General features: G+C 64.1%; 25 protein-coding genes and 1 riboswitch. Of the genes, 17 read left to right on the top strand and 8 right to left on the bottom strand.

What is annotated here, in order from left to right; all coding sequences use genetic code 11:
* Positions 1-95: 95 nt before the first annotated feature.
* On the top strand, positions 96-422 hold the full coding sequence (locus tag QZV93_RS06455) for a hypothetical protein (protein WP_295556946.1): 327 nt from the start codon (positions 96-98) through the stop codon (positions 420-422).
* A gap of 63 nt (positions 423-485) precedes the next feature.
* Here the strand turns inward: QZV93_RS06455 and QZV93_RS06450 are convergent, their stop codons facing one another.
* Positions 486-761 (bottom strand): hypothetical protein, encoded by a 276-nt coding sequence (locus QZV93_RS06450; RefSeq protein ID WP_295556944.1) that lies wholly within the window; start codon positions 759-761, stop codon positions 486-488.
* Positions 762-1128: 367 nt separating this feature from the next.
* Here QZV93_RS06450 and QZV93_RS06445 point away from each other — a divergent pair, with 367 nt between their 5' ends.
* On the top strand, positions 1129-1425 hold the full coding sequence (locus QZV93_RS06445; RefSeq protein WP_295556942.1) for a hypothetical protein: 297 nt from the start codon (positions 1129-1131) through the stop codon (positions 1423-1425).
* 54 nt (positions 1426-1479) lie between these two features.
* Here the strand turns inward: QZV93_RS06445 and QZV93_RS06440 are convergent, their stop codons facing one another.
* Positions 1480-3888 (bottom strand): heavy metal translocating P-type ATPase, encoded by a 2409-nt coding sequence (locus tag QZV93_RS06440; RefSeq protein WP_295556941.1) that lies wholly within the window; start codon positions 3886-3888, stop codon positions 1480-1482.
* 87 nt (positions 3889-3975) lie between these two features.
* Here QZV93_RS06440 and QZV93_RS06435 point away from each other — a divergent pair, with 87 nt between their 5' ends.
* Complete coding sequence (locus tag QZV93_RS06435) at positions 3976-4251, top strand: metal-sensitive transcriptional regulator (protein WP_295556940.1); 276 nt, start codon at positions 3976-3978, stop codon at positions 4249-4251.
* Between the two features lie 87 nt (positions 4252-4338).
* Positions 4339-4770 (top strand): DUF411 domain-containing protein, encoded by a 432-nt coding sequence (locus QZV93_RS06430; RefSeq protein ID WP_295556970.1) that lies wholly within the window; start codon positions 4339-4341, stop codon positions 4768-4770.
* Positions 4771-4785: 15 nt separating this feature from the next.
* On the opposite strand, the gene QZV93_RS06425 is transcribed toward QZV93_RS06430, so the two are convergent.
* Positions 4786-5601 carry a metallophosphoesterase gene (locus tag QZV93_RS06425; RefSeq protein WP_295556938.1) on the bottom strand — a complete coding sequence of 272 codons (816 nt, stop codon included), beginning with the start codon at positions 5599-5601 and terminating at the stop codon, positions 4786-4788.
* A 224-nt stretch (positions 5602-5825) separates the two neighbouring features.
* On the opposite strand from QZV93_RS06425, the gene QZV93_RS06420 reads away from it, so the two are divergent.
* The 8 genes from QZV93_RS06420 to atzF all read left to right on the top strand — a co-directional run bounded on the left by QZV93_RS06420 (position 5826) and on the right by atzF (position 16411).
* Positions 5826-6290 carry a group II truncated hemoglobin gene (locus QZV93_RS06420; protein WP_295556937.1) on the top strand — a complete coding sequence of 155 codons (465 nt, stop codon included), beginning with the start codon at positions 5826-5828 and terminating at the stop codon, positions 6288-6290.
* Between the two features lie 174 nt (positions 6291-6464).
* Positions 6465-6584: riboswitch (guanidine-I (ykkC/yxkD leader) on the top strand.
* Positions 6585-6704: 120 nt separating this feature from the next.
* Complete coding sequence (locus QZV93_RS06415) at positions 6705-7769, top strand: putative urea ABC transporter substrate-binding protein (RefSeq protein WP_295556935.1); 1065 nt, start codon at positions 6705-6707, stop codon at positions 7767-7769.
* A gap of 44 nt (positions 7770-7813) precedes the next feature.
* Positions 7814-8632 (top strand): ABC transporter permease subunit, encoded by an 819-nt coding sequence (locus QZV93_RS06410; protein WP_295556933.1) that lies wholly within the window; start codon positions 7814-7816, stop codon positions 8630-8632.
* Entirely contained in the window at positions 8629-9492 is an 864-nt protein-coding gene (locus QZV93_RS06405) for an ABC transporter ATP-binding protein (RefSeq protein ID WP_295556932.1), read from the top strand. The genes QZV93_RS06410 and QZV93_RS06405 overlap by 4 nt, the downstream gene beginning before the upstream one ends.
* A gap of 103 nt (positions 9493-9595) precedes the next feature.
* Complete coding sequence (locus tag QZV93_RS06400; RefSeq protein ID WP_295556929.1) at positions 9596-10321, top strand: urea amidolyase associated protein UAAP1; 726 nt, start codon at positions 9596-9598, stop codon at positions 10319-10321.
* Between the two features lie 10 nt (positions 10322-10331).
* Positions 10332-10979 carry an urea amidolyase associated protein UAAP2 gene (locus QZV93_RS06395; protein WP_295556928.1) on the top strand — a complete coding sequence of 216 codons (648 nt, stop codon included), beginning with the start codon at positions 10332-10334 and terminating at the stop codon, positions 10977-10979.
* 3 nt (positions 10980-10982) lie between these two features.
* A complete protein-coding gene (gene uca, locus QZV93_RS06390; protein WP_295556926.1) occupies positions 10983-14612 on the top strand; it encodes an urea carboxylase in 3630 nt (1209 codons plus the stop codon).
* Entirely contained in the window at positions 14609-16411 is a 1803-nt protein-coding gene (atzF, locus tag QZV93_RS06385) for an allophanate hydrolase (protein WP_295556924.1), read from the top strand. Before uca ends, atzF begins: the two co-directional genes overlap by 4 nt.
* 11 nt (positions 16412-16422) lie before the next feature.
* Here atzF and QZV93_RS06380 read toward each other — a convergent pair whose 3' ends face one another.
* From QZV93_RS06380 to QZV93_RS06370, 3 genes are all read right to left on the bottom strand, one after another.
* Entirely contained in the window at positions 16423-16740 is a 318-nt protein-coding gene (locus tag QZV93_RS06380) for a hypothetical protein (protein WP_295556922.1), read from the bottom strand.
* Positions 16737-19043: an FdhF/YdeP family oxidoreductase gene (locus tag QZV93_RS06375; protein WP_295556921.1), complete on the bottom strand. Its 2307-nt coding sequence runs from the start codon at positions 19041-19043 to the stop codon at positions 16737-16739. Before QZV93_RS06375 ends, QZV93_RS06380 begins: the two co-directional genes overlap by 4 nt.
* A 183-nt stretch (positions 19044-19226) precedes the next feature.
* Positions 19227-20555: an MFS transporter gene (locus QZV93_RS06370; RefSeq protein WP_295556920.1), complete on the bottom strand. Its 1329-nt coding sequence runs from the start codon at positions 20553-20555 to the stop codon at positions 19227-19229.
* A gap of 226 nt (positions 20556-20781) precedes the next feature.
* On the opposite strand from QZV93_RS06370, the gene cyoA reads away from it, so the two are divergent.
* From cyoA to QZV93_RS06345, 5 genes are all read left to right on the top strand, one after another.
* On the top strand, positions 20782-21888 hold the full coding sequence (cyoA, locus tag QZV93_RS06365; protein WP_295556918.1) for a ubiquinol oxidase subunit II: 1107 nt from the start codon (positions 20782-20784) through the stop codon (positions 21886-21888).
* 88 nt (positions 21889-21976) lie between these two features.
* Complete coding sequence (gene cyoB / locus QZV93_RS06360) at positions 21977-23971, top strand: cytochrome o ubiquinol oxidase subunit I (protein WP_295556917.1); 1995 nt, start codon at positions 21977-21979, stop codon at positions 23969-23971.
* Between the two features lies 1 nt (position 23972).
* The gene (gene cyoC, locus QZV93_RS06355) at positions 23973-24632 is read left to right on the top strand and encodes a cytochrome o ubiquinol oxidase subunit III (protein ID WP_295556916.1); all 660 of its coding nucleotides are present in this window, start codon (positions 23973-23975) and stop codon (positions 24630-24632) included.
* Complete coding sequence (gene cyoD / locus QZV93_RS06350; RefSeq protein WP_295556915.1) at positions 24629-25027, top strand: cytochrome o ubiquinol oxidase subunit IV; 399 nt, start codon at positions 24629-24631, stop codon at positions 25025-25027. The genes cyoC and cyoD overlap by 4 nt, the downstream gene beginning before the upstream one ends.
* A 40-nt stretch (positions 25028-25067) precedes the next feature.
* A complete protein-coding gene (locus tag QZV93_RS06345; RefSeq protein WP_295556914.1) occupies positions 25068-25844 on the top strand; it encodes an SURF1 family protein in 777 nt (258 codons plus the stop codon).
* Between the two features lie 13 nt (positions 25845-25857).
* On the opposite strand, the gene QZV93_RS06340 is transcribed toward QZV93_RS06345, so the two are convergent.
* Together QZV93_RS06340 and QZV93_RS06335 are read right to left on the bottom strand one after the other, a co-directional pair.
* Positions 25858-26094 (bottom strand): DUF465 domain-containing protein, encoded by a 237-nt coding sequence (locus QZV93_RS06340; protein WP_295556913.1) that lies wholly within the window; start codon positions 26092-26094, stop codon positions 25858-25860.
* Positions 26095-26149: 55 nt separating this feature from the next.
* On the bottom strand, positions 26150-26500 hold the full coding sequence (locus QZV93_RS06335; protein ID WP_295556912.1) for a c-type cytochrome: 351 nt from the start codon (positions 26498-26500) through the stop codon (positions 26150-26152).
* Positions 26501-26515: the final 15 nt, after the last annotated feature.

The following is a 26515-nucleotide window of genomic DNA, read 5'->3' as shown; positions in this document are numbered from 1 at the left end:
TCCGCCATGCGCAGATAGCGACATCTCCTTCGAAAGAGCCCCGCCCGCCCGTGCAATTACGCACGCGCGTTGGTGTGTCTCAGAAGGAGATCCCGATGACCTACCGCGCCTTTCTTCCCTTCCACGTTCTCACGTCGCATGCGGTTGCCGAACGGCTCGGCCGTAAGGCCGAGCGCGCCGCGGTGCTGGCGCTCAGGGCCATGCTGCAAGACCATCGGCAACTCGAGGTGGCGCACCAGCAGATCCGCTTCGGCGGGCATCACCTGGCGTTCTCCTCTCGCATCACCGGACGCGGCGAACTGGTGATCGAACTCGACGTCGGCGATCCGAGGCTCGAAGGCCGCGTGGTGCTCGAGGACGAGCTGCGGCAGGCCGGACGGCGTGTGCGTGGCCTCGCCAGCGAAAGTCGCCGCCGAACCTGAGGCGTAAAAGAAAAGCCGCCGCCCATGCGGGCGGCGGCGATCTCTCGACCGGAACAGCGGCGGTTATTCGAATCGGCGACGCAGGCGTTGGACCTGAGGCAGGTCGAACGCGTCGAGATAGCCCCCGGTGCCCGGTGCCCAATCCTCGGCGTACTTCCAGCCGCCGTCGCACCACGGGTTGCCTTCGTAGCCGGACGGGCCGTTGTAGGATTTGCAGTCGTGAGCGACGGCCGGCGCCTCTTGCCTCGTCGGCTTCTTCCGGCCGGCGTTCGCATCGAGGGGGGCCGACAGCAGCGCCACAGCGCCGATTGCAGAGGCGAGCACGAGTTTCGTCATCATCGTCCGGCTCCTTCGCTGCGGCCGCTGTTGCGGTGCAGTTGCGCTTATTGCTTTCTGCGACTTAGGCCGTGCTGCCGAGGGGCGCAAGCCTAGGGGCGCGATTGGCCGCCTCGCCCGCCTCATCTCTCACGCTTTTCTTTGTGGGCCGTTACCCAATCACCACGCGGCTTCCCGGAGCATATGGTCGAAAAGCGCGCCGATCGTTGCCGCTTCATCGCTGGCGATCCTGCAAGTTGTCCGGCGGATCTTTGCCAGCTCTGACCTTGTCGAAGTGCCGTGTCCTCGCGCTCAATCGGCAGGTCGCGGACGAGGTTCTGCGGCGTGAAAGCCCAAAACGGGCACCGATATTCATTAGGGAGAAGACACGATGAAACGCCTTTTGATTGCCACGGCAGTTGCCTTGCTTCCCTCGGTTGCGATGGCCGATTGGGCGGGGAGTTTCTCGACACTCGACACCGATGGAAACGGCCGGATCAGCCGTACCGAGTACGAGGCCAACGTGTCGAAGCTTAAGCTCGATCCGGCGCCGACCTTCACGGCGATGGACGCGGACGTGAACAACGGCGTCGATGAGGACGAGTGGGCCGCCGCTGAGAAGATGGCGAAGGCCTTCCCCGTGTCGTGCAAGTCCTCCGGCGAATCCTGGTGTCCGAAGCAGTACTAGCTCCAGGACACCATCAATGTCCTCGAAACCCGGCGGGCGACCTCCGGGTTTCGATCAGATTTCGACGCGGTTGAGACGCAGCGCGTTGGCGACGACGCTGACGGATGAGAGCGACATGGCCGCGGCGGCGATCATGGGCGAAAGCAGAAGCCCGAAGACCGGGTAGAGCACACCTGCGGCGATGGGGATGCCGGCAGCGTTGTAGACGAACGCGAAGAACAGGTTCTGGCGGATGTTGGCCATGGTCGCGACCGACAAGGCGCGAGCGCGGGCGATGCCGGTGAGATCACCCTTGAGCAGCGTGACGCCCGCGCTTTCCATGGCCACGTCGGTTCCGGTTCCCATGGCGATGCCGACGTCGGCGGCGGCGAGGGCCGGGGCATCGTTGATGCCGTCACCGGCCATGGCGACGGTGCGGCCCTGGCTTTTGAAGCGCGTGACGATGCGGCTTTTGTCCTCGGGCAGCACCTCGGCTTCGACGTCATCGATGCCGAGCCTGGCTGCTACGGCGCGCGCGGTGGTGCGCTGATCGCCAGTCAGCATGACGATGCGAATGCCGGACTTCTTCAGCGCGGCGATGGCGGCGGGTGTCGTCGGCTTGATCGGATCGGCGATGGCGATGACGCCCGCGGCTCGGCTGTCGACTGCAACGAAGATGGCCGTGGCGCCATCGTTGCGCAGTGCGTCGGCGGCGGGTTCGACGGCGGCGATGTCGATGCCCGCGTCCGCTATGATGTGGCGATTGCCGATAACGAGACGTTTGCCATCGATCGAACCAAGGACGCCTTTGCCGACAGGTGACTCGAAGCCTTGCGGCTCGGAGAGCTGGAGAGTGCGCGCGTTCGCTTCCGCGACGATGGCGGCGGCCAGCGGATGCTCGCTGCCGCGCTCGATGCTGGCCGCGAGGCGGAGGAGTTCGGTCTCGTCGATGCCGCTCGCAGGGCGGATTGCGACCACGCGCGGCTTGCCTTCCGTCAGCGTGCCCGTCTTGTCGACGAGCAGCGTGTCGATCTTCTCCATGTGCTCCAGTGCTTCGGCGTTCCTGATCAACACGCCGGATTTTGCTCCGCGACCGACGCCGACCATGATGGACATGGGCGTGGCGAGACCGAGTGCGCACGGACAAGCGATGATGAGGACGGAAACGGCCGCCACGAGAGCGTAAGCGAGGCGAGGCTCCGGTCCCCAGATCCACCACGCCGCAAAGGCAAGCACGGCCACAGCGATGACAGTGGGCACGAACCAGGCGGAGACCTGATCGACGAGGCGCTGGATGGGTGCGCGGCTGCGCTGCGCGTCGGCGACCATCTGCACGATGCGGGCGAGAACGGTATCGCGGCCGACTTTGTCGGCGCGCATGACGAAGGCGCCGAATTGGTTGGTCGTGCCGCCGATGACGGCGTCGCCGGCAGACTTGGTCACGGGCATCGACTCGCCGGTCACCAGCGATTCATCGATGGTGCTGCGGCCTTCCAGAATTGCGCCGTCGACCGGCACGTTCTCGCCGGGCCGGACGCGCAGGCGTTCGCCGGCCGAAATCTGGTCGAGATCGACGTCCTCGTCGGTGCCGTCGGCACGAACGCGCCGTGCCTTCTTCGGGGCAAGATTGAGGAGGGCGCGTATGGCGCCGCTGGTCTGGTCGCGGGCGCGCAGCTCCAGAACCTGTCCGACGAGAACAAGCACCGTGATGACGGCGGCAGCCTCGAAATAGACGGGGACCGAACTATCATGCGCGTTCCGCATGGCCGCGGGGAAGAGGTCGGGCCAGAGCGTGCCCGCGACGCTATAGATCCACGCCACGCCGGTGCCCATGGCGATGAGCGTGAACATGTTGAGGTTCCGCGTCTTGATCGACGCCCACCCGCGCTCGAAGAAGGGCCAGCCGGCCCACAGGACAACGGGCGTCGCGAGGACAAGCTGGATGCTGTTCGAGGCCTGTCCGCCGAGCCAGTGATTGAGGCCGGTGAGGTGGCCGCCCATCTCAAGCGCAAACACGGGGAGCGTGAGGGCGGCTGCGATCCAGAGCCTGCGCGTCATATCGGCCAGCTCGGGATTGGGTGCAGCGTCGGCGGTTGCGACCTCGGGCTCGAGCGCCATGCCGCAGATCGGGCAAGAGCCCGGTCCGACCTGACGAATCTCGGGATGCATCGGGCAGGTGTAAATGGTGCCCGGCGGTGGCGCGGTCTCGGGCTTGGCCTGCTCCGGGGCGAGATAGGCGGCCGGATCGGCCAGAAACTTCTCACGGCAGCGTGCGGCGCAGAAATAGTAGGGTTTGCCGTTATGGGTGGCGCGGTGCTTGGCGGTGTGCGGGTCGACCGTCATGCCGCAGACCGGGTCTTTGACGGCGTTCGACGTTTCCGAGGCGCGATGGTGGGTGTGCGTTTGCGCATGGCCATGGCCGCTGTCCGCTGCGCCTTTCTGACAGCAAGACGAGTCCGCCGTGTGCTTCTCGTGACCGGCCATGGCCGACGCTCCTCTCGTGCTGGTCGCGTTAATACCCCATGGGGGTATGTATTGACATGTATACCCCGGTGGGGTATCCGTCAAGTCATGACGAAAGATTCGAAATCCGCCCGCATCAAACGCCTCTCGCGCATCGAAGGTCAGGTGCGCGGCCTCGGCCGCATGGTCGAGGAGGGCCGCTATTGCATCGATATCGTGACGCAGATCGCGGCGGTCAGAGCGGCGCTCCGTCGCGTCGAGGAAGACGTGTTGCGCGACCACATCTCCCATTGCGTCGCGCATGCGATGGCGAGTGGCGACAAAGCCGAGCAGACTCAAAAGATCGATGAATTGATGGACGTTCTGGCGCGCAGTGCGCGTTGATCAGGATCATAATGCCGGCAACGAGGAGCGAGGTATGACATGAATCCGAAGCCGATGTCTTTCGATCGCCGCCGCGTGGTCGGTTTCATGGTCGCCGCTCCGTTGCTCGCCGTGTCGCATGCGCGCGCCGAAACGCTACCCGAGATGAGCGTGTTCCGGGATCCCAGCTGCGGTTGCTGCCATAAATGGGTGGAGCATCTGAGAGCCAACGGGTTCAGCGTGACCGTGAACGATGCGCCGAGCCTGAAGGCGATCAAGGCGCGCTTGGGCGTGCCGGTGGAGCTCGCGGCTTGTCATACAGGCGAGATCGGCGGCTATGTGGTGGAGGGGCATGTCCCCGCCGCGGCGGTCAAGCGGCTGCTGGCAGAGAAGCCGGCGGGCCGAGGGCTGGCGGTGCCGGGGATGCCGGTCGGATCGCCAGGCATGGAAGGCGGGGAGCCCGAAATCTACGAAGTCATGCTGTTCGGCGAAGGTGCGCCGCAGAGCTTCGGCCGCTTCCGCGAGGACAAGGCGGTCTGATCCCGCCGGGAGCCGTCATAGATCGAAGCTGGTGTCCGGCGAGAAGCTGCGCGCTGACGTCTCCCGGCCGTCGAAGCCGCGACAATTGACGAGCACGGTGGTTGCGCCGATGCGATAGCGGTGCCGCACGTGCGTGTGGCCGTGAATCCAGATGGGGACGCCTTCGAATTGGGCGATCCGGTCATCGAGATCGCTTGCGAAGGCGCCGTCCAGCCCGTTACCAACATGAGCAGTGTTGAGGCCGCACCGGCTCGGCGCGTGGTGCGTGACAATGATTTTATGGCCTGTGGTGTTCTGGCCAGCGAAGCGCAGCAAGGCGGCCCATGCCGCATCGTGGGCGCGAAGCGCGTCCTCGGGCTGGAATTTCGATAGCATCTCGCGGCCCTGGTCGTCCGTGCGGCGCGTTTTCACGAAGAAGTACTCTCCGAGGCGCTTGCGTACGCCATTCATGGCGGTCTCGCTGCGGCCTTCGAAGTCCGACCACAGCGTGCTTCCGAACATGTGAACGCCGCCGATGGCGATGGAGTCGTCGTCGAGGACGTGGATGCCTTCGAGGTGCTTGCGGAGGAGCGTGTGCGTGTCCTCGAGCACGCCGTCGTAGTGCTCGTGATTGCCTGCGACAAGGACGATATGCGTGAAGCTCGCGCGCGCTTTGTCGAGAAAGCGCATCACGCGGTTGCGCTGGTTGACGCCATATTTGTCGGTTCGCGATGGATCGAGCACGCGCGCGTGGCAGAGATCGCCGGCGATGATGAGAACGTCGCCTTTCTGAAGCTTCCAGGGAAAGTCCTGGGATTCGAGGTGCAGGTCGCTCAGGTAGAAGACGCGCATGGAGCCTCGTTGAGACATGAGATGCGCCAAGCCTGGCTGAGTCGGAGCCGGTTGTCGGTTAAGCGGCGTTAACGCGCGTAGCGCCATCGTGAGGCGCTTCACGGGGGACTCGCCAACCGGAGCGCGGGATCTGTTGATCCAGGAGAATATTTATTGACCATGTGGCAACTCTGGATTAAAGATGTATCAAGTATACATCTTTATTGCATTGTCCCGAGGCGACCATGGAGACGCGCAGGTCCGACACTGCAGGTGCGGCATGTCATGGCGGGGCTGCGAACTCCGGTTCGGCTTCGGCGTCAAAGGCTCCTGTGCTCTATGAGCGCGTGGGCGGGGAGAGCGGCCTGCGGCAACTCGTCGAGACGTTTTACGACATCGTCGAGTTCGAGCCCGCGGGCGAGCGTCTTCATATCCTTCATCTCCGCGGTCACGGCGTTGCGCACTCGCGCATCGAGCAATTCAACTTCCTGTCGGGTTTCCTGGGCGGGCCGAAGCTCTACGTGGAGAAGTTCGGTCATTCCAACGTGCGCGAGATGCACGCTCACGTGGAGATCGACGCCGAGGCGCGCGATGCATGGCTGCGCTGCATGGAGATCGCCATCGATCGCGTCGGGCTGGCGGAGGACGTCAGGGCGGATCTCATGCGCAATTTTACGCGCGTGGCGTTCATGCTGAAAAACACCGGCTGACACCTCCTTGCGCCGGTGTCCCGGCGTGCCCTTTACGGCCTGCGCGCGCCGGCCGGTGCCTGCCCGTCAACATGGCATCCGGGTGAAAATGCAGGCAAGCCTGCTCGGTGCCCCGCGAAAATTCCCTTGTTTCAAAGCGTTTCTCGACTGGCACGGCTCGTGCAGCATATCTCTGCATAATGCCTCTAGGGTTCCGGTCGCCGCGCGAATGCAGCGATGCTGGTCCGAGAGAGGTCCTCTCGCTCAGGCCTTGCGGTTTGAGCGAAGCCACGGCGGGATAAAAGCCCGGGAGACCTATACCGCAGGGAGCTTCGGCTCTCGAACGGAAGGCCTCCTCGTGTGCGTCGTGCGCCCGCCGTTCGTTCGAAGCCCCTTGCGAATGACTCATGTTGTGGTCAGCACAGGGGTGTTTTCATGAACCGGTCCGTCTCCAGATTTCTCACGGGTGCCGTTGCCGCGGCCGCGAGCCTCACGCTCGCGTTTTCGCCCGCGCATGCCGCCGAGAAGAAAGACTTCAAGGTCGCCTGGTCGATCTATGTCGGGTGGATGCCGTGGGGCTATGCCACCGACACGGGCATCGTGAAGAAGTGGGCCGACAAGTACGGCATCACAATCGAGGTCAAGCAGTTCAACGACTATGTCGAGAGCATCAATCAATACACGGCCGGCGCGTTCGATGCGGTGACCTTGACCAACATGGATGCGCTGTCGATCCCGGCCGCGGGCGGCGTCGACACGACCGCCGTCATCGTCGGCGACTATTCGAACGGCAACGACGCCATCATTCTCAAAGGCAAGGACAAGCTCGAGGATATCAAAGGCCAAACGGTAAACCTGGTCGAGTTCTCGGTCTCGCACTATCTGCTGGCGCGCGCGCTCGAGAGCGTCAAGCTCGCCGAGAAGGACGTGAAGGTCGTGAACACGTCGGACGCCGACATGGCCTCTGCCTACGCGACGCCCGACGTTACGGCGGTCGCTACCTGGAAGCCGATCGTCTCCACAATTCTCGAGTCTCCGGACGCCAAGCTTGTCTACGACAGCTCGTCGATCCCGGGCGAGATCATCGATCTGATGGCTGCCAACACCGAGGTGCTGAAGGACAATCCGAAGTTCGGAAAGGCGCTGGCGGGCATCTGGTACGACACGATGAAGGCGCTCGCCGAGGACAAGGCTGCCAAGGAGCACATGGCCAAGGCGTCGGGTACGGATGTTGCCGGTTTCGACGATCAGCTCAAGACCACCAAGCTGTTCGCCACGCCCGCGGATGCGATCGCCTTCACGACGGGAGCCGACATCAAGGCCAAGTCGGAGCTCGTTTCGACGTTCCTGTTCGACAAGGCGCTTCTCGGCAAGGATGCCAAGTCCGCGGGTGCCATCGGCATCGAGTTTCCCGACAAGAGCGTGTTCGGGGAGAAGGGCAACGTGAAGCTGCGCTTCGATGCGACCTACATGCAGGCCGCGGCCGACGGGAAGCTCTGAGCCTACCGTCACTTTGACGCTACCGGGAAGGCCGTGAGGGACTGATGCGCCTCATCAACATCAAGCCAGATCGAACCTGGACTTTTGCCCTTGCGGTCTTACCGTTCTTGGCGCTGCTGGTCGCCTACCTGATGGGTTCGGCGATGCGTCTCGCCGAGAATCCCAACGACAAGTTGCTACCGGGCTTCGGTGCCATGGCGGAAGCCGTGAAGCACATGGCGCTGCAGCCCGATCCGCGCAGCGGCATCTACCTGATGTGGAACGACACGCTGTCGAGCCTGTCGCTTCTGCTGACGGCACTCGCCGTTTCAACCTTGATCGCCCTCGTGGTCGGCATCCTGATCGGGCTCTTGCCGCTCGTGGGGGCGACGTTCGGCCCGGTGGTTGCCGTCGCTTCCATGGTGCCGCCGCTGGCGTTGCTGCCGATCCTGTTCATCATCATGGGGCTGGGAGATGCGGCGAAGATCGCGCTGATCGTCATCGGCACGGCGCTTAAGCTCGTCCGCGACGTGGCGTTGCGTGTGAAGGACCTGCCGCGCGAGCAGATCATCAAGGCGCAGACGCTCGGGGCTTCCACGTGGCAGATCGGCACGCGCGTCGTGCTGCCGCAAATGCTGCCACGCCTGATCGATGCCGTGCGGCTCGAGCTGGGTCCGGCGTGGCTCTTCCTTATTGCAGCCGAGGCCATCGCCGCCGACGCCGGGCTCGGCTACCGGATCTTTCTCGTGCGGCGCTATCTGGCGATGGATGTGATCATCCCGTACGTGATCTGGATCACGCTGCTCGCCTTCCTCATGGATCTGGCGCTGCGTCTTTTGCAGCAAAAGGCCTTTCCCTGGTTTGCAGGAGCGCGCGCGGCATGACGGCGATCGTCTTCGACAAGGTGTGGAAGGAGTACGGCGACCATGTCGTGCTCGAACGCATCGAGCTTTCGATCGCACCGCGCTCGTTCGTGGCTCTGGTCGGGCCCTCCGGCTGCGGCAAGACGACGTTTCTGCGCATGCTGCTCGGCGAGGAGAAGCCGACGCGCGGGCAAATTCTCGTCGGCGGCGTGCCGCTCAAGGCGGAGCCCGGGGCCGACCGCGGCGTGGTGTTCCAGCGTTACTCGGTGTTTCCGCACTTGACCGTGCTCCAGAACGTGATCATCGGCCGCGAATTCGAGGAGTCGCCCCTGCTCGGCAAGCTGTTCGGGTTCCGGCGGCGGGAGGCCGAAGCCGAAGCGCGCAAGCTGCTCGATGCCGTCGGTCTCAAGGGACACGAAGACAAGTATCCGGCGGCGCTTTCCGGCGGCATGCAGCAGCGCCTCGCGCTGGCGCAGGCGCTCAATCGCAAGCCCAAGATCCTGCTGCTCGACGAACCGTTCGGGGCGCTCGATCCGGGCATCCGCGCCGACATCCATGTGCTGATCCGGCGCATCTGGAACGAGAACGATCTCACGGTCGTGATGGTGACGCACGATCTCTCGGAGGCGTTCCGGCTCGGCACGCGCGTGATCGCGTTCGAGCGGCCCCGCAACCGGCCGGAGGAGCTGGAGCGCTATGGCGCGACGCTCGACGACGTTTCGGTGGCGGAGGCCCTGTCGAAAGCGGGCGCAAGCGTGACGCGCGATTTCGATGTGTGGCCGAAGAAGGTGGCAGCAGCTCTTCCGAACGGTGCGGCGGGTGCTGGTGCGCAGCTCGATTTGAAGCTCGCGCCTGCCAACGACAGTCAAGCACCGGGTTGATGGGACGGCTTTCCGCCGGGGACGGCCCCGCGCGGCTTCTTTCTCACCCGGGACGGCCCGGACAGATCAGCGGGAACTGCGCCCGCAGAGAGGAGCGGCGATTTTGAGGGAAACGATCACGAGCGATGTTCTTCCGGGCGGGAAGCACTGGTCAATGACGTTGCGGCGCGACCGTCGTTTGCGTCTTGTCGACGTGGACGGCGGAGCCAATGTCGGCATGCTGTTCTACAATCCCCAGAATCTGCTCGAGCGCTATAATGCGCCCGATACCCTCAAATGCCAGCACACGTTCAAACTCACGCAGGGGCACTGCCTCTACTCGGATATGGGGCGCATCTTCTGCTCGGTCGTGGCCGATACGGCGGGCTGGCACGACACCGTCTGCGGGGCAAGCACGAAGGCGATGGTGGCGGCACGTTGGGGTGAAGCCTCCTATCAGACGCATCGCAACGACTGGCAGCAGAACGGCCGCGACAGCTTTCTCGTCGAGGCGGCGAAGTATGGCATGGGGCGGCGCGATCTCGCGGCCAACGTCAACTGGTTCAGCAAAGTCACGACGGACGAAGCCGGCCGCATGACCTTCGATGCGAGCTCGGCGAAACCCGGCGCCACGGTCGAGCTGCGCTTCGACATGGATACGCTGGTGCTGCTGCACACCTGCCCGCATCCGCTCGATCCAAGCCCCGCCTATCCGCGTAAGCCGGTGCGCTTCGAGATTCTCGCCGGCGCGCCGGCGTCGGCGGACGATATCTGCCGCTTGTCGGCGCCTGAGAACGGGCGCGGGTTCGAGAACAACCGGCTGTTTCACGCCGGCTGCGGTTGCGCGTGAGGGAGTGGCCATGATCAAGGAAAGCGCGCTCGATCCCTCGGCCGCGATCTATCGCAAGACGGTGCTCGCCGGGAACTACTGGATGCATGTGGTGAAGCGCGGCGAGACGCTGCGCATTGTCGATCTGGAGGGCAACCAGGCCGCCGATACGCTGTTCTTCAATGCGGACGATCCTCATGAGAGGTACTCGGCATGCGACACCATTCGCGAACAAGGAAACGTCTATCTCGGTCCGGGATCGCCGCTGTTGTCGGATCTCTGCCGGCCGCTGATGACGATCACCGCCGACATGGTGGGGCGGCACGATACGTTGGGCGGGGCGTGCGCGGCGGAAAGCAACACGGTGCGCTACGCGCTCGAGAAAAAGAGCATGCACGCGTGCCGCGACAGCTATCTGCTGGCGGTGGTCGAGAACGAGCAGTACGGGCTCACCAAGCGGGACATCGCGCACAACATCAACTTCTTCATGAACGTGCCGGTGACGCCGGACGGCGGGCTGACGTTCGCGGATGGCGTCTCGGGCCCGGGCAAGTACGTGGAGATGCGCGCTGAGATGAACGTCATCGTCCTCATCTCGAACTGTCCACAGCTCAACAATCCCTGCAATGCCTACAACCCCACACCCATCGAGGTGTTGATCTGGCCGGAGGGGGCATAACCCGTGTTCAAGAAAGTTCTTATTGCCAATCGCGGCGCCATCGCCTGCCGGATCATCCGCACGCTTGATCGCCTGGGTGTTGCGAGCGTCGCCGTCTACTCGGAAGCCGACCGGCATTCGATGCACGTCGCGCAGGCGACCGAGGCGGTCGCGATCGGTCCCGCTGCGGCGGCGCAGAGCTACCTCAAGATCGAGGCGATCCTCGACGCGGCACGGGCGACAGGCGCGGAAGCGATTCACCCGGGATACGGGTTCCTGTCCGAGAACCCCGATTTTGCGGAGGCCTGTGCAAAGGCGGGGATTGTCTTCATCGGGCCCAAGCCGGATCAGATGCGTGCGTTCGGCCTCAAGCATCGCGCGCGCGAGCTGGCGCTCGCAGCCGGCGTGCCTCTCGCGCCCGGCTCGGGATTGGTCGGCGATCTCGTCGAGGCGGAAAAGGAAGCGGCGCGCATCGGCTATCCGGTGATGCTGAAGAGCACGGCGGGCGGCGGCGGCATCGGCTTGCAACTCGTCTCGTCGGCTGCGGAGCTCAAACCGCTCTACGAGCGCGTCGGACGACTGGCGCGCAACAACTTCAAGGATCCCGGCTTGTTCCTCGAAAAGTACGTCGCGCGCGGGCGGCACATCGAGGTGCAGATCTTCGGCGACGGAAAGGGCCGTGTTGTCGCCCTCGGCGAGCGCGACTGCTCGGCGCAGCGGCGCAACCAGAAGGTGATTGAGGAGACGCCTGCACCAGGGCTTTCCGCGACGACGCGCGCTGCGCTTTGGGAGACGGCGCGCAACCTCGGCAAGTCCGTCTCCTACGAAAGTGCCGGCACGGTGGAGTTTCTCTACGACAGCGATAGCGACGACTTCTATTTCCTGGAGGTCAACACGCGGCTCCAGGTCGAGCACGGGGTGACCGAAGAAGCGACGGGGCTCGATCTCGTCGAATGGATGGTGCGGCAGGCCGCAGGCGAGACCTTGCCGCTCGACCAGGAGCGCGTCGCGCCGAAAGGTGCGTCGATCCAGGTGCGCCTCTATGCGGAGGATCCGGGACGCGACTTCCGGCCTAGCTCGGGCCTGCTTTCGCATGTCGCGTGGCCCAGGGATACGCGCGTCGAGACCTGGGTCGAGAGCGGGGCGGAGGTGTCGCCGTTCTACGATCCGATGCTGGCGAAGATCATTGTCCGGGCCGAGACGCGGCCGGAGGCGCTGGCCAGGCTGCGCGAAGCACTCGATGCGACGGAGATCGGTGGGCTCGAGACCAACCTCGACTACCTGCGCCAGCTCGCAGCGTCCGAGGTTCTGGCTGACGGGCAGATGCTGACGCGTACGCTGGCGACTTTTCCCTATCTCGCGCAAACCATCGAGGTGCTTTCACCCGGCACGCAGACGACAGTGCAGGATTGGCCGGGCCGCACCGGCTACTGGGCCGTCGGTGTCCCGCCGTCCGGTCCGATGGACCATCTTTCGTTCCGCCTCGCCAATCGCCTTGTCGGCAATCCGGAGGGGGCGCCCGCACTCGAACTCACGCTTTCCGGACCGACGCTGCAGTTCAATTGCGATGCCGTCGTTTGTCTCGCGGGCGCCGAGATGGCGGCCAAGATCGGCGATCGCGCGGTGCCGTTCTGGCAGCCGGTTGCCGTGATGGCCGGCGAGGTCTTGAAGCTCGGTAGCGTGACGGGAGCCGGTGCGCGAACCTACCTCGCCGTGCGCGGCGGTTTCGATGTGCCGGCCTATCTCGACAGCATGGCGACGTTCACGCTCGGCAAGTTTGGCGGGCACGGCGGGCGCGCCTTGCTCACGGGCGACGTGCTGCACGTCGCAGATCCGGATCCGGGCAGCGCTGCGAGCGCGGCCGAGCCGCTGGCGGAGGCGCTCAGACCCGAATTGACGCGCACGTGGGACGTCGGGGTTCTCTACGGGCCGCACGGGGCGCCGGATTTCTTCACCGAGGATGACATCGCGACATTTTTCGCGGCGCAGTGGGAAGTTCACTACAACTCGAACCGCACGGGCGTGCGTCTCATCGGACCCAAGCCGACGTGGGCGCGTGCCGATGGCGGGGAGGCAGGTCTGCATCCGAGCAATATCCACGACAACGCCTATGCCATCGGCGCGGTCGACTTCACCGGGGACATGCCGGTCATCCTCGGTCCGGATGGTCCATCGCTCGGCGGCTTCGTGTGTCCGGTAACGATCGTGCAGGCCGAGCTGTGGAAGCTTGGGCAGCTGCGGCCCGGCGACAAGGTGCAGTTCCAGCAGCTCTCGCCGCTCGAGGCGCGGGCGCGCGAGCTGGTGCAGGACCAGGAGGTGGCGTCTCTAGCGCCGGTCGCGACGGCGCCTCTGGTCGACGTCAAACGTTTGGGTGCCGACGACTGCATCGTCGGCACGCGGCCGCAGCGGGGATCGTTGCCGCGCGTGGTCTACCGGCGCGCAGGCGACAAGTATCTGCTGGTCGAATACGGGCCGATCGTGCTCGACTTCGAGCTGCGCTTCCGTGTGCACGTGCTGATGACCGAGCTGGAGCGGCAGGGCATTTCCGGCATCATCGATCTCACGCCCGGCATCCGCTCGCTGCAGGTACACTATGACAGCCGCGCGCTGCCGCTGACGACGCTCCTGGGCGAGCTGTTCCGCATCGAGGATGCGATGGGAGATGTCGGCGACATCGAGGTGCCGAGCCGCATCGTGCACATGCCGCTCTCCTGGGACGACGCGGCGACACAGCTCGCGATCGCGAAGTACATGCAGTCCGTGCGTTCAGATGCGCCGTGGTGCCCGTCGAACATCGAGTTCATCCGACGCATCAACGGGCTCGACAGCATCGAGGATGTGAAGCGTATCGCGTTCGGCGCGAGCTATCTGGTGCTGGGGCTCGGTGACGTCTATCTCGGCGCGCCGGTGGCGACGCCGATCGATCCGCGTCACCGGCTGGTGACGACGAAGTATAATCCGGCGCGGACCTGGACGCCGGAAAATGCGGTCGGCATCGGAGGCGCCTACCTCTGCATCTACGGCATGGAAGGGCCGGGCGGCTATCAGTTCATCGGGCGCACGGTGCAAGTGTGGAACACGTATCGGATCACGCCGGAGTTCGATGCCGACAAGCCGTGGCTGTTGCGCTTCTTCGATCAGATCCGCTTCTACCCCGTCTCGGCCGAGGAACTTGCAACGTTTCGCGACGGCTTTCTGCAAGGCAAGGTCGGGCTCAGGATCGAGCCGGCGACGTTCAGGCTCTCCGACTACCGAAAATTCCTGGCGGACAATGCGGAGGAGATTGCCGCTTTCAAGGCGCACAAGCAAAACGCCTTCGAAGAGGAGCGGTCGCGCTGGCAAGCGAGCGATCAAACCGGGGCAGTCGTGAGTGACGCGCCGTTGGACGACGGTGGCGAAGATGCGCTGGCCGACAATGCCATCGCGGTCGCAAGCCCGGTTCCCGGCGCGGTGTGGAAGGTCGAGATCAGCAAGGGCGCTCGGGTCAAAGAAGGTGATCTTCTGGTGGTCGTCGAGTCCATGAAGATGGAGATGAGCGTGCATGCCCCCTCGGGTGGCATCGTGAGCGAGGTTCGCTGCGCGGAGGGGCGGCCTGTGGCTCTCGGTCAGACTCTGGTCGTGATCGTGGACGAGGGCGCGGAGGCGGCGCAATGACGTCGCTCCTGGCGTCGCAGTCGCTCGACATCGATGGGCTGAAGGCTGGCTATGCCGCGGGCAGGTTTACGCCTGCTGATATTGTGGCCGAGGTCTACCGGCGTATCGAAGCGGCGGGTGAGCGTCCGGTCTGGATTTCGCTCGTGCCGCGCGAGCAGGCGTTTGCAAAGGCCGCCGGCGCGCCGAAGGGACCGCTGCACGGAATCCCGTTTGCGGTGAAGGACAATATCGACGTCGCCGGCGTGCCGACGACATGTGCGTGTCCGGATTTCGCGTATGTACCGCAGCGAAGCGCGTCGGTCGTGGCGCGGCTCGAGGCGGCGGGTGCGATCGTCATCGGCAAGACCAACCTCGATCAGTTCGCGACGGGGCTCAACGGCACGCGGTCGCCTTACGGTATTCCGGCGAGCGTGTTCGATCCGGCGTATATCTCCGGGGGATCTAGCTCGGGATCGGCGGTCGCCGTCGCGGGAGGGCTGGTCTCGTTCGCGCTCGGCACCGACACCGCGGGCTCCGGGCGCGTGCCGGCGGCGTTCAACAACATCGTGGGGCTGAAGCCGACCAAGGGCTTTCTCAGCGCGCGCGGCGTCGTGCCTGCGTGCCGGACGCAGGATACGGTGTCGATTTTTGCGCTGACGGTCGCAGATGCGGCGCGGGTCATGGCCAGCTCGGCTGCGTACGACGCCGAGGACGCCTATTCCCGCGCGCCGGCGCGGCCGTTCGCAGTCGAAGCGGCTCCGGTGGGGCTTCGCATCGGCGTGCCGGCAACGACGGCGCTGTCGTTTTTCGGGGACAGCGAGGCCGAGCGGCTGTTTCACCTCGCCGTCGAGCGGCTGGCGCAGGGTGGGGCGACGATCGTCGAGATCGATTTCGCGCCGTTCCAGGATGCGGCTCGCCTGCTCTATCAGGGTCCGTGGGTTGCGGAGCGGCTGGCGGCCATCCGCACGTTTGCGGAACAGAAGCCCGAGGCGCTGCATAGGGTGGTGGGCGAGATCATCCGTAGCGCGGCAGGACTGACGGCGGTGGGCGCGTTCGAAGGGTTCTACAGGCTCGCCGAGCTTTCACGGGCGGCCGAGGCCGAGTGGCTCAAGATGGATGCGATGCTGCTGCCGACGACGGGGACAACGTACACGATCGAGGAGATGCTTGCGGATCCGATCCAACTCAATTCCAACCTCGGCACGTACACCAACTTCGTCAATCTGATGGATCTCTCGGCGCTTGCCGTGCCTGTCGGATTCCGCTCCAACGGCTTGCCGTTCGGCGTCACGATCGTCGGGCGCGCGTTCGCGGATGGGCGGATCGCGGCCGTCGGCGATGCGCTGCATCGTTCATTGTCCGACCTCAAGCTCGGTGCTACCGAGGCGCGCCTCGACGGCACTCAGCCGGTTGAGCCGGCGGGCGCGACCGGACGCGTGGCGGTGGCCGTTGTCGGGGCGCACCTCACGGGGCAGGCGCTCAACGGGCAGCTTCAGGAGCGGGCAGCGCGGCTCGTCCGCACGACGCGCACGGCGCCGGGCTACAGCTTCTATGCGCTCGCCGGTACGGTTCCGGCCAAGCCGGGCCTGGTGTTCGACCGCAAAGGTGCGGGTGGCATCGAAGTCGAGATCTGGGAGATGGACGAGGCGGGATTCGGATCGTTCGTCGCGCTCATTCCGCCGCCGCTCGGGATCGGCACGCTCGAACTCGCCGATGGAAGCCGGGTGAAGGGTTTTCTTTGCGAGCCTTACGCGCTCGAGGGGGCGACGGAGATCACGTCGTATGGCGGCTGGCGGGCGTGGCTCGCGCGAGCCACTTAGACCACCCTGCGCTATGCCGCGGTGGCCTGCTCGACAAGCGCCTCGCCGCTCTCGGTGAAGGCGAACTCCGTGCGCTGCGTGCGGCTGTTGCGGTAAACGACCCTGATCAAGCGGTCGCGCTCAGTCAGATCGGCGATCTCGCGCAGCACGAGCGCATGCGCAATTCCGAGCAGGCGGGAGAATGTGCGGCTGTCCTTGGCGATGCCGAGGTGCAGAGCGGCCATGAGGCCGCCGCCGATGGGCGTGATTTCCGGGGCCGATGCGCGTATTGCGGCGATCGTCTCGAGAATCCGATCTTCGGAGATGTCGGCTGCCGGGGACGCGCTCATGCTGCCTTGCGCTGTTCTGCAAGCCGAAATGTGACAAGAACCGATTTCGAGGTCGGCGTGTCGCTCTCGATGCCTGCGCTCGCGAGCGGCACAAGGACATTCAGCTCCGGATAGTAGCCGGCGACAGACCCGCGCGGGAGGTCATAGGAGACGACGCGGAAGCTTTCGGCAATGCGCTCGACGCCGTCCTCATGGTGTCCGACGATATCGATGCGGTCGCCGGATTCGGCGCCGATCTCGGCGAGGTCGTCGGGATTGACGAACACAATGCGCCGCTCGCCATAGACGCCGCGATAGCGGTCATCGAGGCCGTACACCGTCGTATTATACTGGTCGTGGGAGCGGAAGGTCTGCAGCACGAACAGGCCGTGCTCGCCCAAAGCCTGCTGGTGCTCTGTCTCGCGGGGAAGGTGCGCGGAGGAGAAGGTGGCCTTGCGCGTGCGCGTGTGCCACACGCGGTGCTCGACGGCATTGTAGAGGCGGAAGCCGCGCGGCTTGCGGACGCGCTCGTTGTAGCCATGGAATCCTGGGATCGTGCGGGCGATGAGGTCGCGGACCAGGTCGTAGTTCTGCGATAGCGCCGCCCAGTCGACGACATCCGAGCCGACAGTTGCCGCAGCGATGCCGGCGATGATGGCGATCTCGGAGCGCAGCTGCGGGGAGGCCGGGCGATTGATGCCTCCGGAGCCGTGCACCATGCTCATCGAATCCTCGACGGTGACGATCTGGGCCACGCCTTTGGCGTTGCGATCGATCTCGGTGCGGCCGAGGCAGGGCAGGATGTAGCTCACCTCGCCAGGCAACAGATGCGAGTGGTTGAGCTTGGTGGCGATGTTGACGGTCAGCTTCTGGCTGCGGAGGGCCTTGGCGATGAGCGCGCTGTCCGGGGTGGCGCGCGCGAAGTTGCCGCCGAGGCCGATGAAGGCCTGGGCTGAGCCATCAAGCATGGCGCCGATGGCGCCGATGACGTTGTGGCCGGCGCGGCGCGGCATCGAGACGCCGAACTCCTTCTCGAGAGAATCGAGGAAGGCGCGGGATGGCTTCTCGTTGATGCCGACCGTGCGATCGCCCTGCACGTTCGAATGGCCACGCACGGGGCAGAGGCCGGTGCCGGGACGGCCGACGTTGCCGCGTAGGAACATGAAGTTGGCGATCTCGCGGATGGTGGCGACGGAATGGCGATGCTGCGTGACGCCCATGGCCCAGGTGCAGATCGTGCGCTCCGACGAAACGTAGATCCCGGCCAGGTGCTCGAGCTCGGCGCGCGACAGGCCGGACTGGCTTTCGATGTCGTCCCAGCTCGTGGCTTCGACGGCAGCGCGATAATGCTCCAGGCCCGAGGTGTGCTGCTCCAGGAAGCCGTGGTCGAGGAGCGAGGGATTGCCGGCGGCACGTGCGGCTTCGTCGAGCGCGAACACGGCTTTCGCCATGCCGCGTACGGCGGCCATGTCTCCGCCGAGGTGCACCTGATAATACTCGCTGGCGATCGGCTTCGAGCCGCCGGTCAGCATTTCGATCTTGTCCTGCGGATCGGCGAAGCGCTCGAGGCCCTTCTCACGCACGGGATTGAAGACAGCGACCTTGGCGCCACGGAGCGCGGCGCGCCGCAGGTCACCCAACATGCGAGGATGATTGGTGCCCGGGTTCTGGCCGATGACGAAGATGGCGTCGGCCTTCTCGAAGTCTTCGAGAACGACGGTGCCCTTGCCGATGCCGATGGCCTGCTCCAGCGCGACGCCGCTCGCCTCGTGGCACATGTTGGAGCAGTCGGGGAAGTTGTTCGTGCCGTAGAGCCGCACGAAAAGCTGGTAGACGTAGGCGGCCTCGTTCGAGGCGCGGCCGGAGGTGTAGAACTCGGCGCGATCGGGACTGTCGAGGCTATTCAGGACGGCGCCGATCTCGGTAAAGGCCGCGTCCCACGTGGTCTCAAGATAAGTGTCACTCGTAGCGTCGTAGCGCATGGGATGCGTCAAGCGGCCTTCGCGCTCGAGCTCGTAATCGGTCCAGCGGCGCAGCTCGGTGACGGTGTGACTGTTGAAGAAGTCGGGGCGGACACGCTTGTCGGTCGCTTCCCAGGCGACGGCCTTGACGCCGTTCTCGCAGAACTCGAACGAGGAGCCGTGCTCGGGATCGCCCCAGGCGCAGCCCGGACAGTCGAAACCGTCGGGTTGATTGGCCTTCAGCATGGCGGCGGCGCCTGTCAGTGGTGCGCCGCTCGCGAGGAGCTTCTTGCCGCAGCTTTTGAGCGCACCCCAGCCGCCTGCGGCCTTCGATTTCTTGCCGACGAATTCAGGTTTGCCCATTGCACCACATATCCGACGAACCCCCTCGGGAAACGAAGGTTGTGCATGTGCGAAATCGATTTTTCCGGCAACGCGGGCGGCGTTATGGCAGGTATGCTAAAAAAGCATGCCTGCGCATTTTTGTGATCTGACTCAATTGGTTGTCTGGCGTGTCTGCTCCCAGACGCGATCTGCCATGCAATTTTAGCGGGTCGGCTTCTCTTCTGGTGGATCGGTTCGCTGAACGATCGCGAGTGCCAGCAACGTGCAGGCGGCGCCGGACAGCAGGTAATAGCCGGCAAACGTGAGGTCGAAGCGGCTCGACAGGCCAAGGGCCACGATCGGCGCGAAGCCGGCGCCGATCAGCCAGGCGATGTCGGACGTCAGAGCCGACGCCGTGTAGCGATAGGTGCTGCTGAACCGTGATGCCATCGCGCCTCTGGCCTGTCCGAGAGACAAGCCGAGAAGAGCGAAGCCGATCAGCACGAACGCATAGCGGCCGCCCGAGCCTGCGTTGATGAGTGGGGCCGTGAAGAAACTGAACAGTGCGATGGCGACGGCGCCGATGACGAGGAGCCGGCGTCTGCCGATGCGGTCCGCCAGAACACCCGACAGCACAATGGAGACGGCGCCGATGACCGCGCCAATCAGCTCGACGGTGAGAAACTCGGACGCGGCCTCGGTGGTGTAGAGCGTGGTCCAGCTCAGCGGGAAGATGGTGACGATGTGGAACAGTGCGTAGCTGGCAAGTGGGATGAAGGCGCCGATCAGTACCTCGCGGCCGTGGGCGCGCAAGGTCTTGAAGACGGGCTGCGGCTGCAACTCCTTGTCCCGGAATTGGGTCGATAGCTCGGGCGTGAGGATCAGGCGCAGGCGTGCGAACAGCGCCACGACGTTGAGCGCGAGGGCGACGAAGAACGGGAAGCGCCATCCCCAAGCCAGGAAATCGTCGGAGTTCAGCATGGTTGTTAGAACGATGAACAGGCCGCTCGCCAGCATGAAACCGAAGGCGGCACCAAGCTGGGGAATCATCGAATACCAACCGCGCCGTTGCGGAGGTGCATTGAGTGCCAGGAGTGACGGCAGGCCATCCCATGCGCCGCCGAGTCCGAGGCCCTGGCCGCCGCGGAAAATCGCGAGAAGGAGCGGGGCGGCGAGCCCGATTTCGGTGTAGCCCGGCAGGAAGCTGATGGCCATCGTCGAGCCGCAGAGCAGAAACAGTGCGGCCGTCTGCTTCACGGTCGGGCCGAACTCGCGGTCGAGGGCGGTGAAGAGCACTGTGCCAATCGGTCGCGCGACGAAGGCGAGGGAGAAGACGGCAAAGGAGTAAAGCATGCCCGTCAGGTGGTCGGGCGCCGCGAAGAAGACCTTCGGAAAGACCAGCACCGAGGCGATGCCGTAGACGAAGAAGTCGAAAAACTCCGTCGTGCGGGCGAAGACGACGGCCCCGGCAATCCTGCTGGCTGCGGCTTCCGGGTTGTCGGAATGCGCGCCTGCCGCCGCCGCTCCTGCCTGTCTCACGCTGCCGGTCATGCTGCCCGTCTCCTTCTGGCGGTTTGCCCGCCTCTGATAACCCTGACGCAGCACGTCGACAAATCGAGGCGTCGTCGTCCGCCATTGCTACACCATTCCGGATGGCAATTGGAATGAGGGGGGTGGTGGTCGTGTGCGCGTACGACGCAGTGACGAAAAATCACATTCTTCGCGACCCGCGGCTGATGTTCCTAAGGCGGCGAAATCCAAATCAATCGGCGGCATCATGCGGGCATACGACGCGACGGGCCACAGGCGACTTCTCACGGCGGCTCTCGTTTTGCTGATCCCATTCCTGGGCGGCTGCGACATGGTCGTCATGCAGCCGTCCGGCGACATTGCGGTTCAGCAGGCGAACCTGATCCTCATCTCGACGATCCTCATGCTGCTCATCATCGTCCCGGTGATGGCGCTCACGATCTACTTCGCGTGGAAGTATCGCGCCTCGAACAAGGGCGCCGACTATGCGCCGGACTGGGATCACTCGGCGCGGCTCGAGATCGTCATCTGGTCGGCACCGCTGGCCATCATCATCGTGCTCGGCACCATCACCTGGATCTCGACGCATAAGCTCGATCCCTACCGGCCCCTCGACCGCATCGACGCTGCGCGGTCCATCCCGGCCGGTATCAAGCCATTGACCGTCGAGGTGGTGGCGCTCGATTGGAAGTGGCTCTTCATCTATCCGGACTATGGGGTTGCGACCATCAACGAGCTGGCGGCACCCGTCGACGTGCCCATTTCGTTCAAGATCACTGCCTCGTCGGTCATGAACTCGTTCTACGTGCCCGCGCTCGCCGGGCAGGTCTACGCCATGACCGGAATGGAGACGAAGCTGCACGCGGTCATCAACCGCGAGGGCGAGTACGAAGGCTTCTCGGCGAACTATAGCGGTCACGGCTTTTCGCATATGCGCTTCGCCTTCCATGGGCTCTCGCAAGAGAAGTTCGACGGCTGGGTAGCGAAGGTGCGTGCGGAGGGCGCCACGCTCGGTCGCAGGGAATATCTCGAGATCGAGAGGCCGTCGCAGCGTGATCCAGTCCGGCATTTCGGTTCCGTCGATGCGCAGCTCTACACCGCTATCCTCAACATGTGCGTGGATCCGGCCAAGATGTGCATGGGTGAGATGATGCACATCGACATGAAGGGCGGCGCCGGTGTCGAAAGCCACGGCAACAAGGAGCGGCTCGAATACGACAACCGCTATCAGGGTCCGCTGACGGTGCCGGGCATGTTGCATGGAGCCGGCGCAGGAGCGAAAGCGGGCCCCAAGGATCCGCATGCAGGCCATGAGATGCATGGAGACGACGCGCATTCGCACGGCGCGCACTAGCGCCGCTGTCCGGCGAGCCGGGCCAAAACCAACCGATGGAGCCCGGCTCCACGTTTCGCCACTCGAGCCTTAAGGAATGTCCGAAGTCATGGACTTCACACAGCTGATCTTTGGAAGATTGACGCTCGATGCCTTCCCCGTGCACGAGCCAATTCTCGTCGCGACGTTTCTCGTCGTGCTTCTGGGCGGCGGCGCGGTGCTCGGCGCGGTCACCTATTACAAGCTCTGGGGCTACCTCTGGCGCGAGTGGTTCACCAGTATCGACCACAAGAAAATCGGCGTCATGTACATCGTGCTGGCGATCATCATGCTGCTGCGCGGTTTTGCCGATGCGCTGATGATGCGCTTGCAACAAGCGATGGCGTCGGGCGGCGGCGAGGGCTATCTCAACTCACACCATTACGACCAGATCTTCACGGCGCACGGCGTCATCATGATCTTCTTCGTCGCCATGCCGCTGGTGACGGGCCTCATCAACCTCGTCGTGCCGTTGCAGATCGGCGCTCGTGACGTCGCCTTCCCGTTTCTCAACAATTTCAGTTTCTGGATGACGGCGGCCGGCGCGGTGCTGGTCATGATCTCGCTGTTCGTCGGCGAGTTCGCGCAGACCGGGTGGCTTGCCTATCCGCCCCTCTCGGGGGTGGACTACAGTCCAGGCGTCGGGGTCGACTACTACATATGGGCGTTGCAGGTGGCCGGCGTGGGAACGCTGCTCTCCGGCATCAATCTGGTCGTCACCATCGTCAAGATGCGCTGCCCCGGCATGACGCTCATGAAGATGCCGGTTTTCGTGTGGACAGCGCTCTGCACCAACATCCTGATCGTCGCGATATTCCCGGTTTTGACGGCGACGCTAGCGTTGCTCTCGCTCGATCGTTATGTCGGCACGAACTTCTTCACGAACGATCTCGGCGGCAATCCGATGATGTACGTGAATCTGATCTGGATCTGGGGGCATCCGGAGGTTTACGTGCTGATCCTGCCGGCGTTCGGCGTGTTCTCGGAGGTGGTGTCGACGTTCAGCGGCAAGCGGCTGTTCGGCTACACGTCGATGGTCTACGCGACGCTCGTCATCACCATCCTGTCCTACATCGTCTGGCTGCATCACTTCTTCACGATGGGGGCGGGGGCGAGCGTCAATTCGTTCTTCGGCATCACGACGATGATCATATCGATTCCGACGGGCGCAAAACTCTTCAATTGGCTGTTCACCATGTACCGCGGACGCATCCGCTTCGACGTGCCGATGCTGTGGACGGTCGGTTTCATGATCACGTTCGTCATCGGCGGCATGACAGGCGTGCTGCTGGCGGTGCCGCCCGCCGACTTCGTGCTGCACAACAGCCTGTTTCTGGTGGCGCACTTCCACAACGTCATCATCGGCGGCGTCGTGTTCGGGATGTTCGCCGGCATCTACTACTGGTTCCCGAAGGCCTTCGGCTTCAGGCTCGATCCGTTCTGGGGCAAGGTGTCCTTCTGGGGATGGCTGATCGGTTTCTATCTGGCGTTCATGCCGCTCTATGCGCTCGGCCTCATGGGCGTGACGCGGCGCTTGAGCCAGTTCGAGGACACGTCGCTCTACTGGTATTTCGTGGTCGCCGGCATCGGCTCGCTGTTCGTGCTCGGAGGCATCCTCGCCTTCATCATGCAGGTCTATGTGAGCATCCGGGACCGCGAGCGGCTCCGCGACACGACGGGCGATCCGTGGGACGGGCGGACGCTCGAATGGTCAACGTCGTCTCCGCCGCCGGTCTACAACTTCGCGTTCACGCCCATGGTTCACGATCTCGATGCGTGGTGGGATATGAAGTCCCGCGGCTACAAGCGGCCACTCGAAGGCTTCCAGCCGATCCATATGCCGAAGAACACCGGCACCGGCATCATTCTCGCCGGCTTGAGCGTCGTGCTCGCGTTCGCGCTTATCTGGCACATCTGGTGGCTCGTGATCGTGTCGGCGGTGGCGACGGCTGCGGTGGCGATCTGGCACACGTTCGACTACAACCGCGACTTCTACATCCCTGCCGACGAAGTCACGCAAGCCGAGGACGAGCGAACCCGCTCGCTCGCGGGGGGGAGCGTCTGATATGGCCCATACCGCTTCGACGCTTGAAGTCGATTCCACGGATGTAAAATTCTACGTCGAGGACGACGGGCACGGTCATGGCGAAGGCGAGCATGGGCACGCCTCCGACGGGGGCACGATGCTCGGCTTCTGGATCTATCTGATGAGCGATTGCCTCATCTTCGCGTGCCTGTTCGCGACGCACGCGGTGCTGGGGCGCAATTACGCGGCCGGCCCTTCGCCCGCGGATCTCTTCGATCTCAAGCTCATCCTCGTATCGACGTTTATGCTGCTTTTGTCGTCGATCACGTATGGGTTCGCGATGCTGGAGATGGACAAGGACCGGGTGAAGCCGACGCTCGTCTGGCTTGCCGTCACGTTCTTCTTCGGCGGGTGCTTCCTCGGGCTCGAGCTCTATGAATTCTCGCATCTCTTCCACGAGGGTGCGACGCCGCAGCGGAGCGCCTTCCTGTCGTCGTTCTTCACGCTGGTCGGCACGCACGGCCTGCACGTCACCTTCGGCATGATCTGGATGATCGTGCTCGGGGTGCAGGTGTGGCAGCGTGGGCTCATCCCGGACAACAAGCGGCGCCTGATGTGCCTCAGCATGTTCTGGCACTTCCTCGACGTGGTGTGGATCGGTGTGTTCTCGTTCGTCTACCTGATGGGTGTCCTGCAATGAGCTCCGCTCCGAACGCCGCAAACGCTGCCGCCCGCGATGGCGCCGATCACCATGGCGGGGCCGCGCACGGCAGCTTCCGCGGCTACATGATCGGCTTTTTGCTGTCGGTGGTGCTGACGATCATCCCGTTCTGGCTCGTCATGGGCGACGTGTTCGGGAACAACATGGTGACGGCCGTTTTCGTTCTGGAGCTCGGCGTCGTGCAGATCTTCGTGCATATGTATTATTTCCTGCACATGAACACGAAGTCCGAAGGCGGCTGGACGATGATGGCGCTGATCTTTACCGTTGTCATCGTGCTCATCGCTCTGATCGGCTCGATGTGGGTCATGCACCATCTCAATACGCACATGATGCCGATGTCGCCCGAGCACATGATGCATCAGATGCCGTAGCGGGCGGCCTGTCGCCTGCGCTGCCGAGGAGTGCGGTTGGATGACGGGCACCGGGCGAGACATAGCCGTCCGCCGCTCGCCGGTGCGGCGATGGATCCTGCTGTTTGCCCTCATTTCCGTAGCGGCGGCTTTCGCGGGGCTCGGCGTCTGGCAGGTGCAACGGCTGGCGTGGAAGCTCGACCTGATCGAGCGCGTGGATGCGCGTGTCCATGCGGAGCCAGTGTCGGCGCCGGGGCCGGAACGCTGGTCCGAGATCAATGCATCTCATGACGAGTATATCCGCGTACGGCTCGATGGGATTTTTCTCCACGACAAGGAAGTGCGCGTCGTTGCCTCGACCGAGCGCGGGCCTGGCTATTGGGTGATGACTCCCCTCGTGCGGCAGGACGGGACTACCGTGATCGTCAATCGCGGGTTCGTGCCGAACGAGATGCGGGATGCCTCGGTGCGCGCGGCGGGCCAAATCGAAGGACCGGCGACGGTCGTTGGCCTGCTCAGGATCTCGGAGCGGGATAGCTGGATTTTGCGCAAGAACGATCCCGTCGCGGATCGCTGGTATCGCCGCGATCCGATCGAGATCGGCACGGCGGGAAGTCTCGCGGCCGTCGCTCCTTTTTTTGTCGACGCGGACGCGACGCCGAACAGGGGCGGCTGGCCGCTCGGTGGACTGACGCGCGTCCACTTCTCGAACAGCCACCTCATTTATGCCCTGACGTGGTTTGCGCTGGCCGTTATGGCTGCGATCGGCGCATTTTACGTGGTGCGCACGGAGTTTCTCGCGACATCCAGCGCGGAGCACTCCGATCCCGCATCGTAAGGCCGGTGCCGCCTCAGCCGGACAGTGCCTTGGCGATCGCGTCCTTGATCTGAAGCCGACGTTTACGCAGCTTTTCCTCCTCGAACTGATGCATCGGGCGGACGTTGGTTTCCGCCAGATGCACTTGGTCGTTCACGTCGTCGTAATCCTTGAGCAGCTGTGCGAAATGGGGATCTGTCACCTTGAGCTTGTGAATGGTTTCGGCCTGGCCTGGGAATTCTTCAGATAGCGTGTGCGGCGTGTTGGACATCGGTGCTCCATGTCTTGCTGATGGGAGAGGCCTCGCCTGTGCAAAGCGGCGCGGCCTATGGGTTCGTTTCCGGGGCGTCTTTGAACGTCATGATGTAAGCGACGACATTGACGATCTCCTCGCGCGTCAGGGCGATGGCGGGCATGGGAGGATGGGGGATGACGATGCGTCCGGCGATTGCTTCCATCGACTGGCCGGGCTTGTTGGCGATTGCGGGAAAGCTCGGCACCTCGCTGGCGACCGTCGAAGCGGGGGTTTTCGAAATCGCATGACATGCGACGCAAACACGCTCTGCCAAAGTCCGGCCCTTTGCAGGATCTGGTTTTGGCGTCGCGGGTCCGGCAAAGCTTGCCGTCGACACCAGCGTCAACGCTGCCGTGAACGCCATGGCGCGCGGAATCGTCATTACTGCTTCTCCTTG

The sequence above is a fragment of the uncultured Hyphomicrobium sp. genome (assembly GCF_902826555.1).
In the GTDB taxonomy this organism is placed as follows: Bacteria; Pseudomonadota; Alphaproteobacteria; order Rhizobiales; family Hyphomicrobiaceae; genus Hyphomicrobium_C.
Note: the sequence above shows the minus strand (reverse complement) of the source record. Positions and strands in the feature narration are given on the sequence as shown.

Coding starts and splice junctions, on each gene's coding strand:
- QZV93_RS06455 (WP_295556946.1), top strand. CDS start 96: ATGACCTACCGCGCCTTTCTTCCCTTCCACGTTCTCACGTCGCATGCG.
- QZV93_RS06450 (WP_295556944.1), bottom strand. CDS start 761: ATGATGACGAAACTCGTGCTCGCCTCTGCAATCGGCGCTGTGGCGCTG.
- QZV93_RS06445 (WP_295556942.1), top strand. CDS start 1,129: ATGAAACGCCTTTTGATTGCCACGGCAGTTGCCTTGCTTCCCTCGGTT.
- QZV93_RS06440 (WP_295556941.1), bottom strand. CDS start 3,888: ATGGCCGGTCACGAGAAGCACACGGCGGACTCGTCTTGCTGTCAGAAA.
- QZV93_RS06435 (WP_295556940.1), top strand. CDS start 3,976: ATGACGAAAGATTCGAAATCCGCCCGCATCAAACGCCTCTCGCGCATC.
- QZV93_RS06430 (WP_295556970.1), top strand. CDS start 4,339: ATGGTCGCCGCTCCGTTGCTCGCCGTGTCGCATGCGCGCGCCGAAACG.
- QZV93_RS06425 (WP_295556938.1), bottom strand. CDS start 5,601: ATGCGCGTCTTCTACCTGAGCGACCTGCACCTCGAATCCCAGGACTTT.
- QZV93_RS06420 (WP_295556937.1), top strand. CDS start 5,826: ATGGAGACGCGCAGGTCCGACACTGCAGGTGCGGCATGTCATGGCGGG.
- QZV93_RS06415 (WP_295556935.1), top strand. CDS start 6,705: ATGAACCGGTCCGTCTCCAGATTTCTCACGGGTGCCGTTGCCGCGGCC.
- QZV93_RS06410 (WP_295556933.1), top strand. CDS start 7,814: ATGCGCCTCATCAACATCAAGCCAGATCGAACCTGGACTTTTGCCCTT.
- QZV93_RS06405 (WP_295556932.1), top strand. CDS start 8,629: ATGACGGCGATCGTCTTCGACAAGGTGTGGAAGGAGTACGGCGACCAT.
- QZV93_RS06395 (WP_295556928.1), top strand. CDS start 10,332: ATGATCAAGGAAAGCGCGCTCGATCCCTCGGCCGCGATCTATCGCAAG.
- atzF (WP_295556924.1), top strand. CDS start 14,609: ATGACGTCGCTCCTGGCGTCGCAGTCGCTCGACATCGATGGGCTGAAG.
- QZV93_RS06380 (WP_295556922.1), bottom strand. CDS start 16,740: ATGAGCGCGTCCCCGGCAGCCGACATCTCCGAAGATCGGATTCTCGAG.
- QZV93_RS06375 (WP_295556921.1), bottom strand. CDS start 19,043: ATGGGCAAACCTGAATTCGTCGGCAAGAAATCGAAGGCCGCAGGCGGC.
- QZV93_RS06370 (WP_295556920.1), bottom strand. CDS start 20,555: ATGACCGGCAGCGTGAGACAGGCAGGAGCGGCGGCGGCAGGCGCGCAT.
- cyoA (WP_295556918.1), top strand. CDS start 20,782: ATGCGGGCATACGACGCGACGGGCCACAGGCGACTTCTCACGGCGGCT.
- cyoB (WP_295556917.1), top strand. CDS start 21,977: ATGGACTTCACACAGCTGATCTTTGGAAGATTGACGCTCGATGCCTTC.
- cyoC (WP_295556916.1), top strand. CDS start 23,973: ATGGCCCATACCGCTTCGACGCTTGAAGTCGATTCCACGGATGTAAAA.
- cyoD (WP_295556915.1), top strand. CDS start 24,629: ATGAGCTCCGCTCCGAACGCCGCAAACGCTGCCGCCCGCGATGGCGCC.
- QZV93_RS06345 (WP_295556914.1), top strand. CDS start 25,068: ATGACGGGCACCGGGCGAGACATAGCCGTCCGCCGCTCGCCGGTGCGG.
- QZV93_RS06340 (WP_295556913.1), bottom strand. CDS start 26,094: ATGTCCAACACGCCGCACACGCTATCTGAAGAATTCCCAGGCCAGGCC.
- QZV93_RS06335 (WP_295556912.1), bottom strand. CDS start 26,500: ATGACGATTCCGCGCGCCATGGCGTTCACGGCAGCGTTGACGCTGGTG.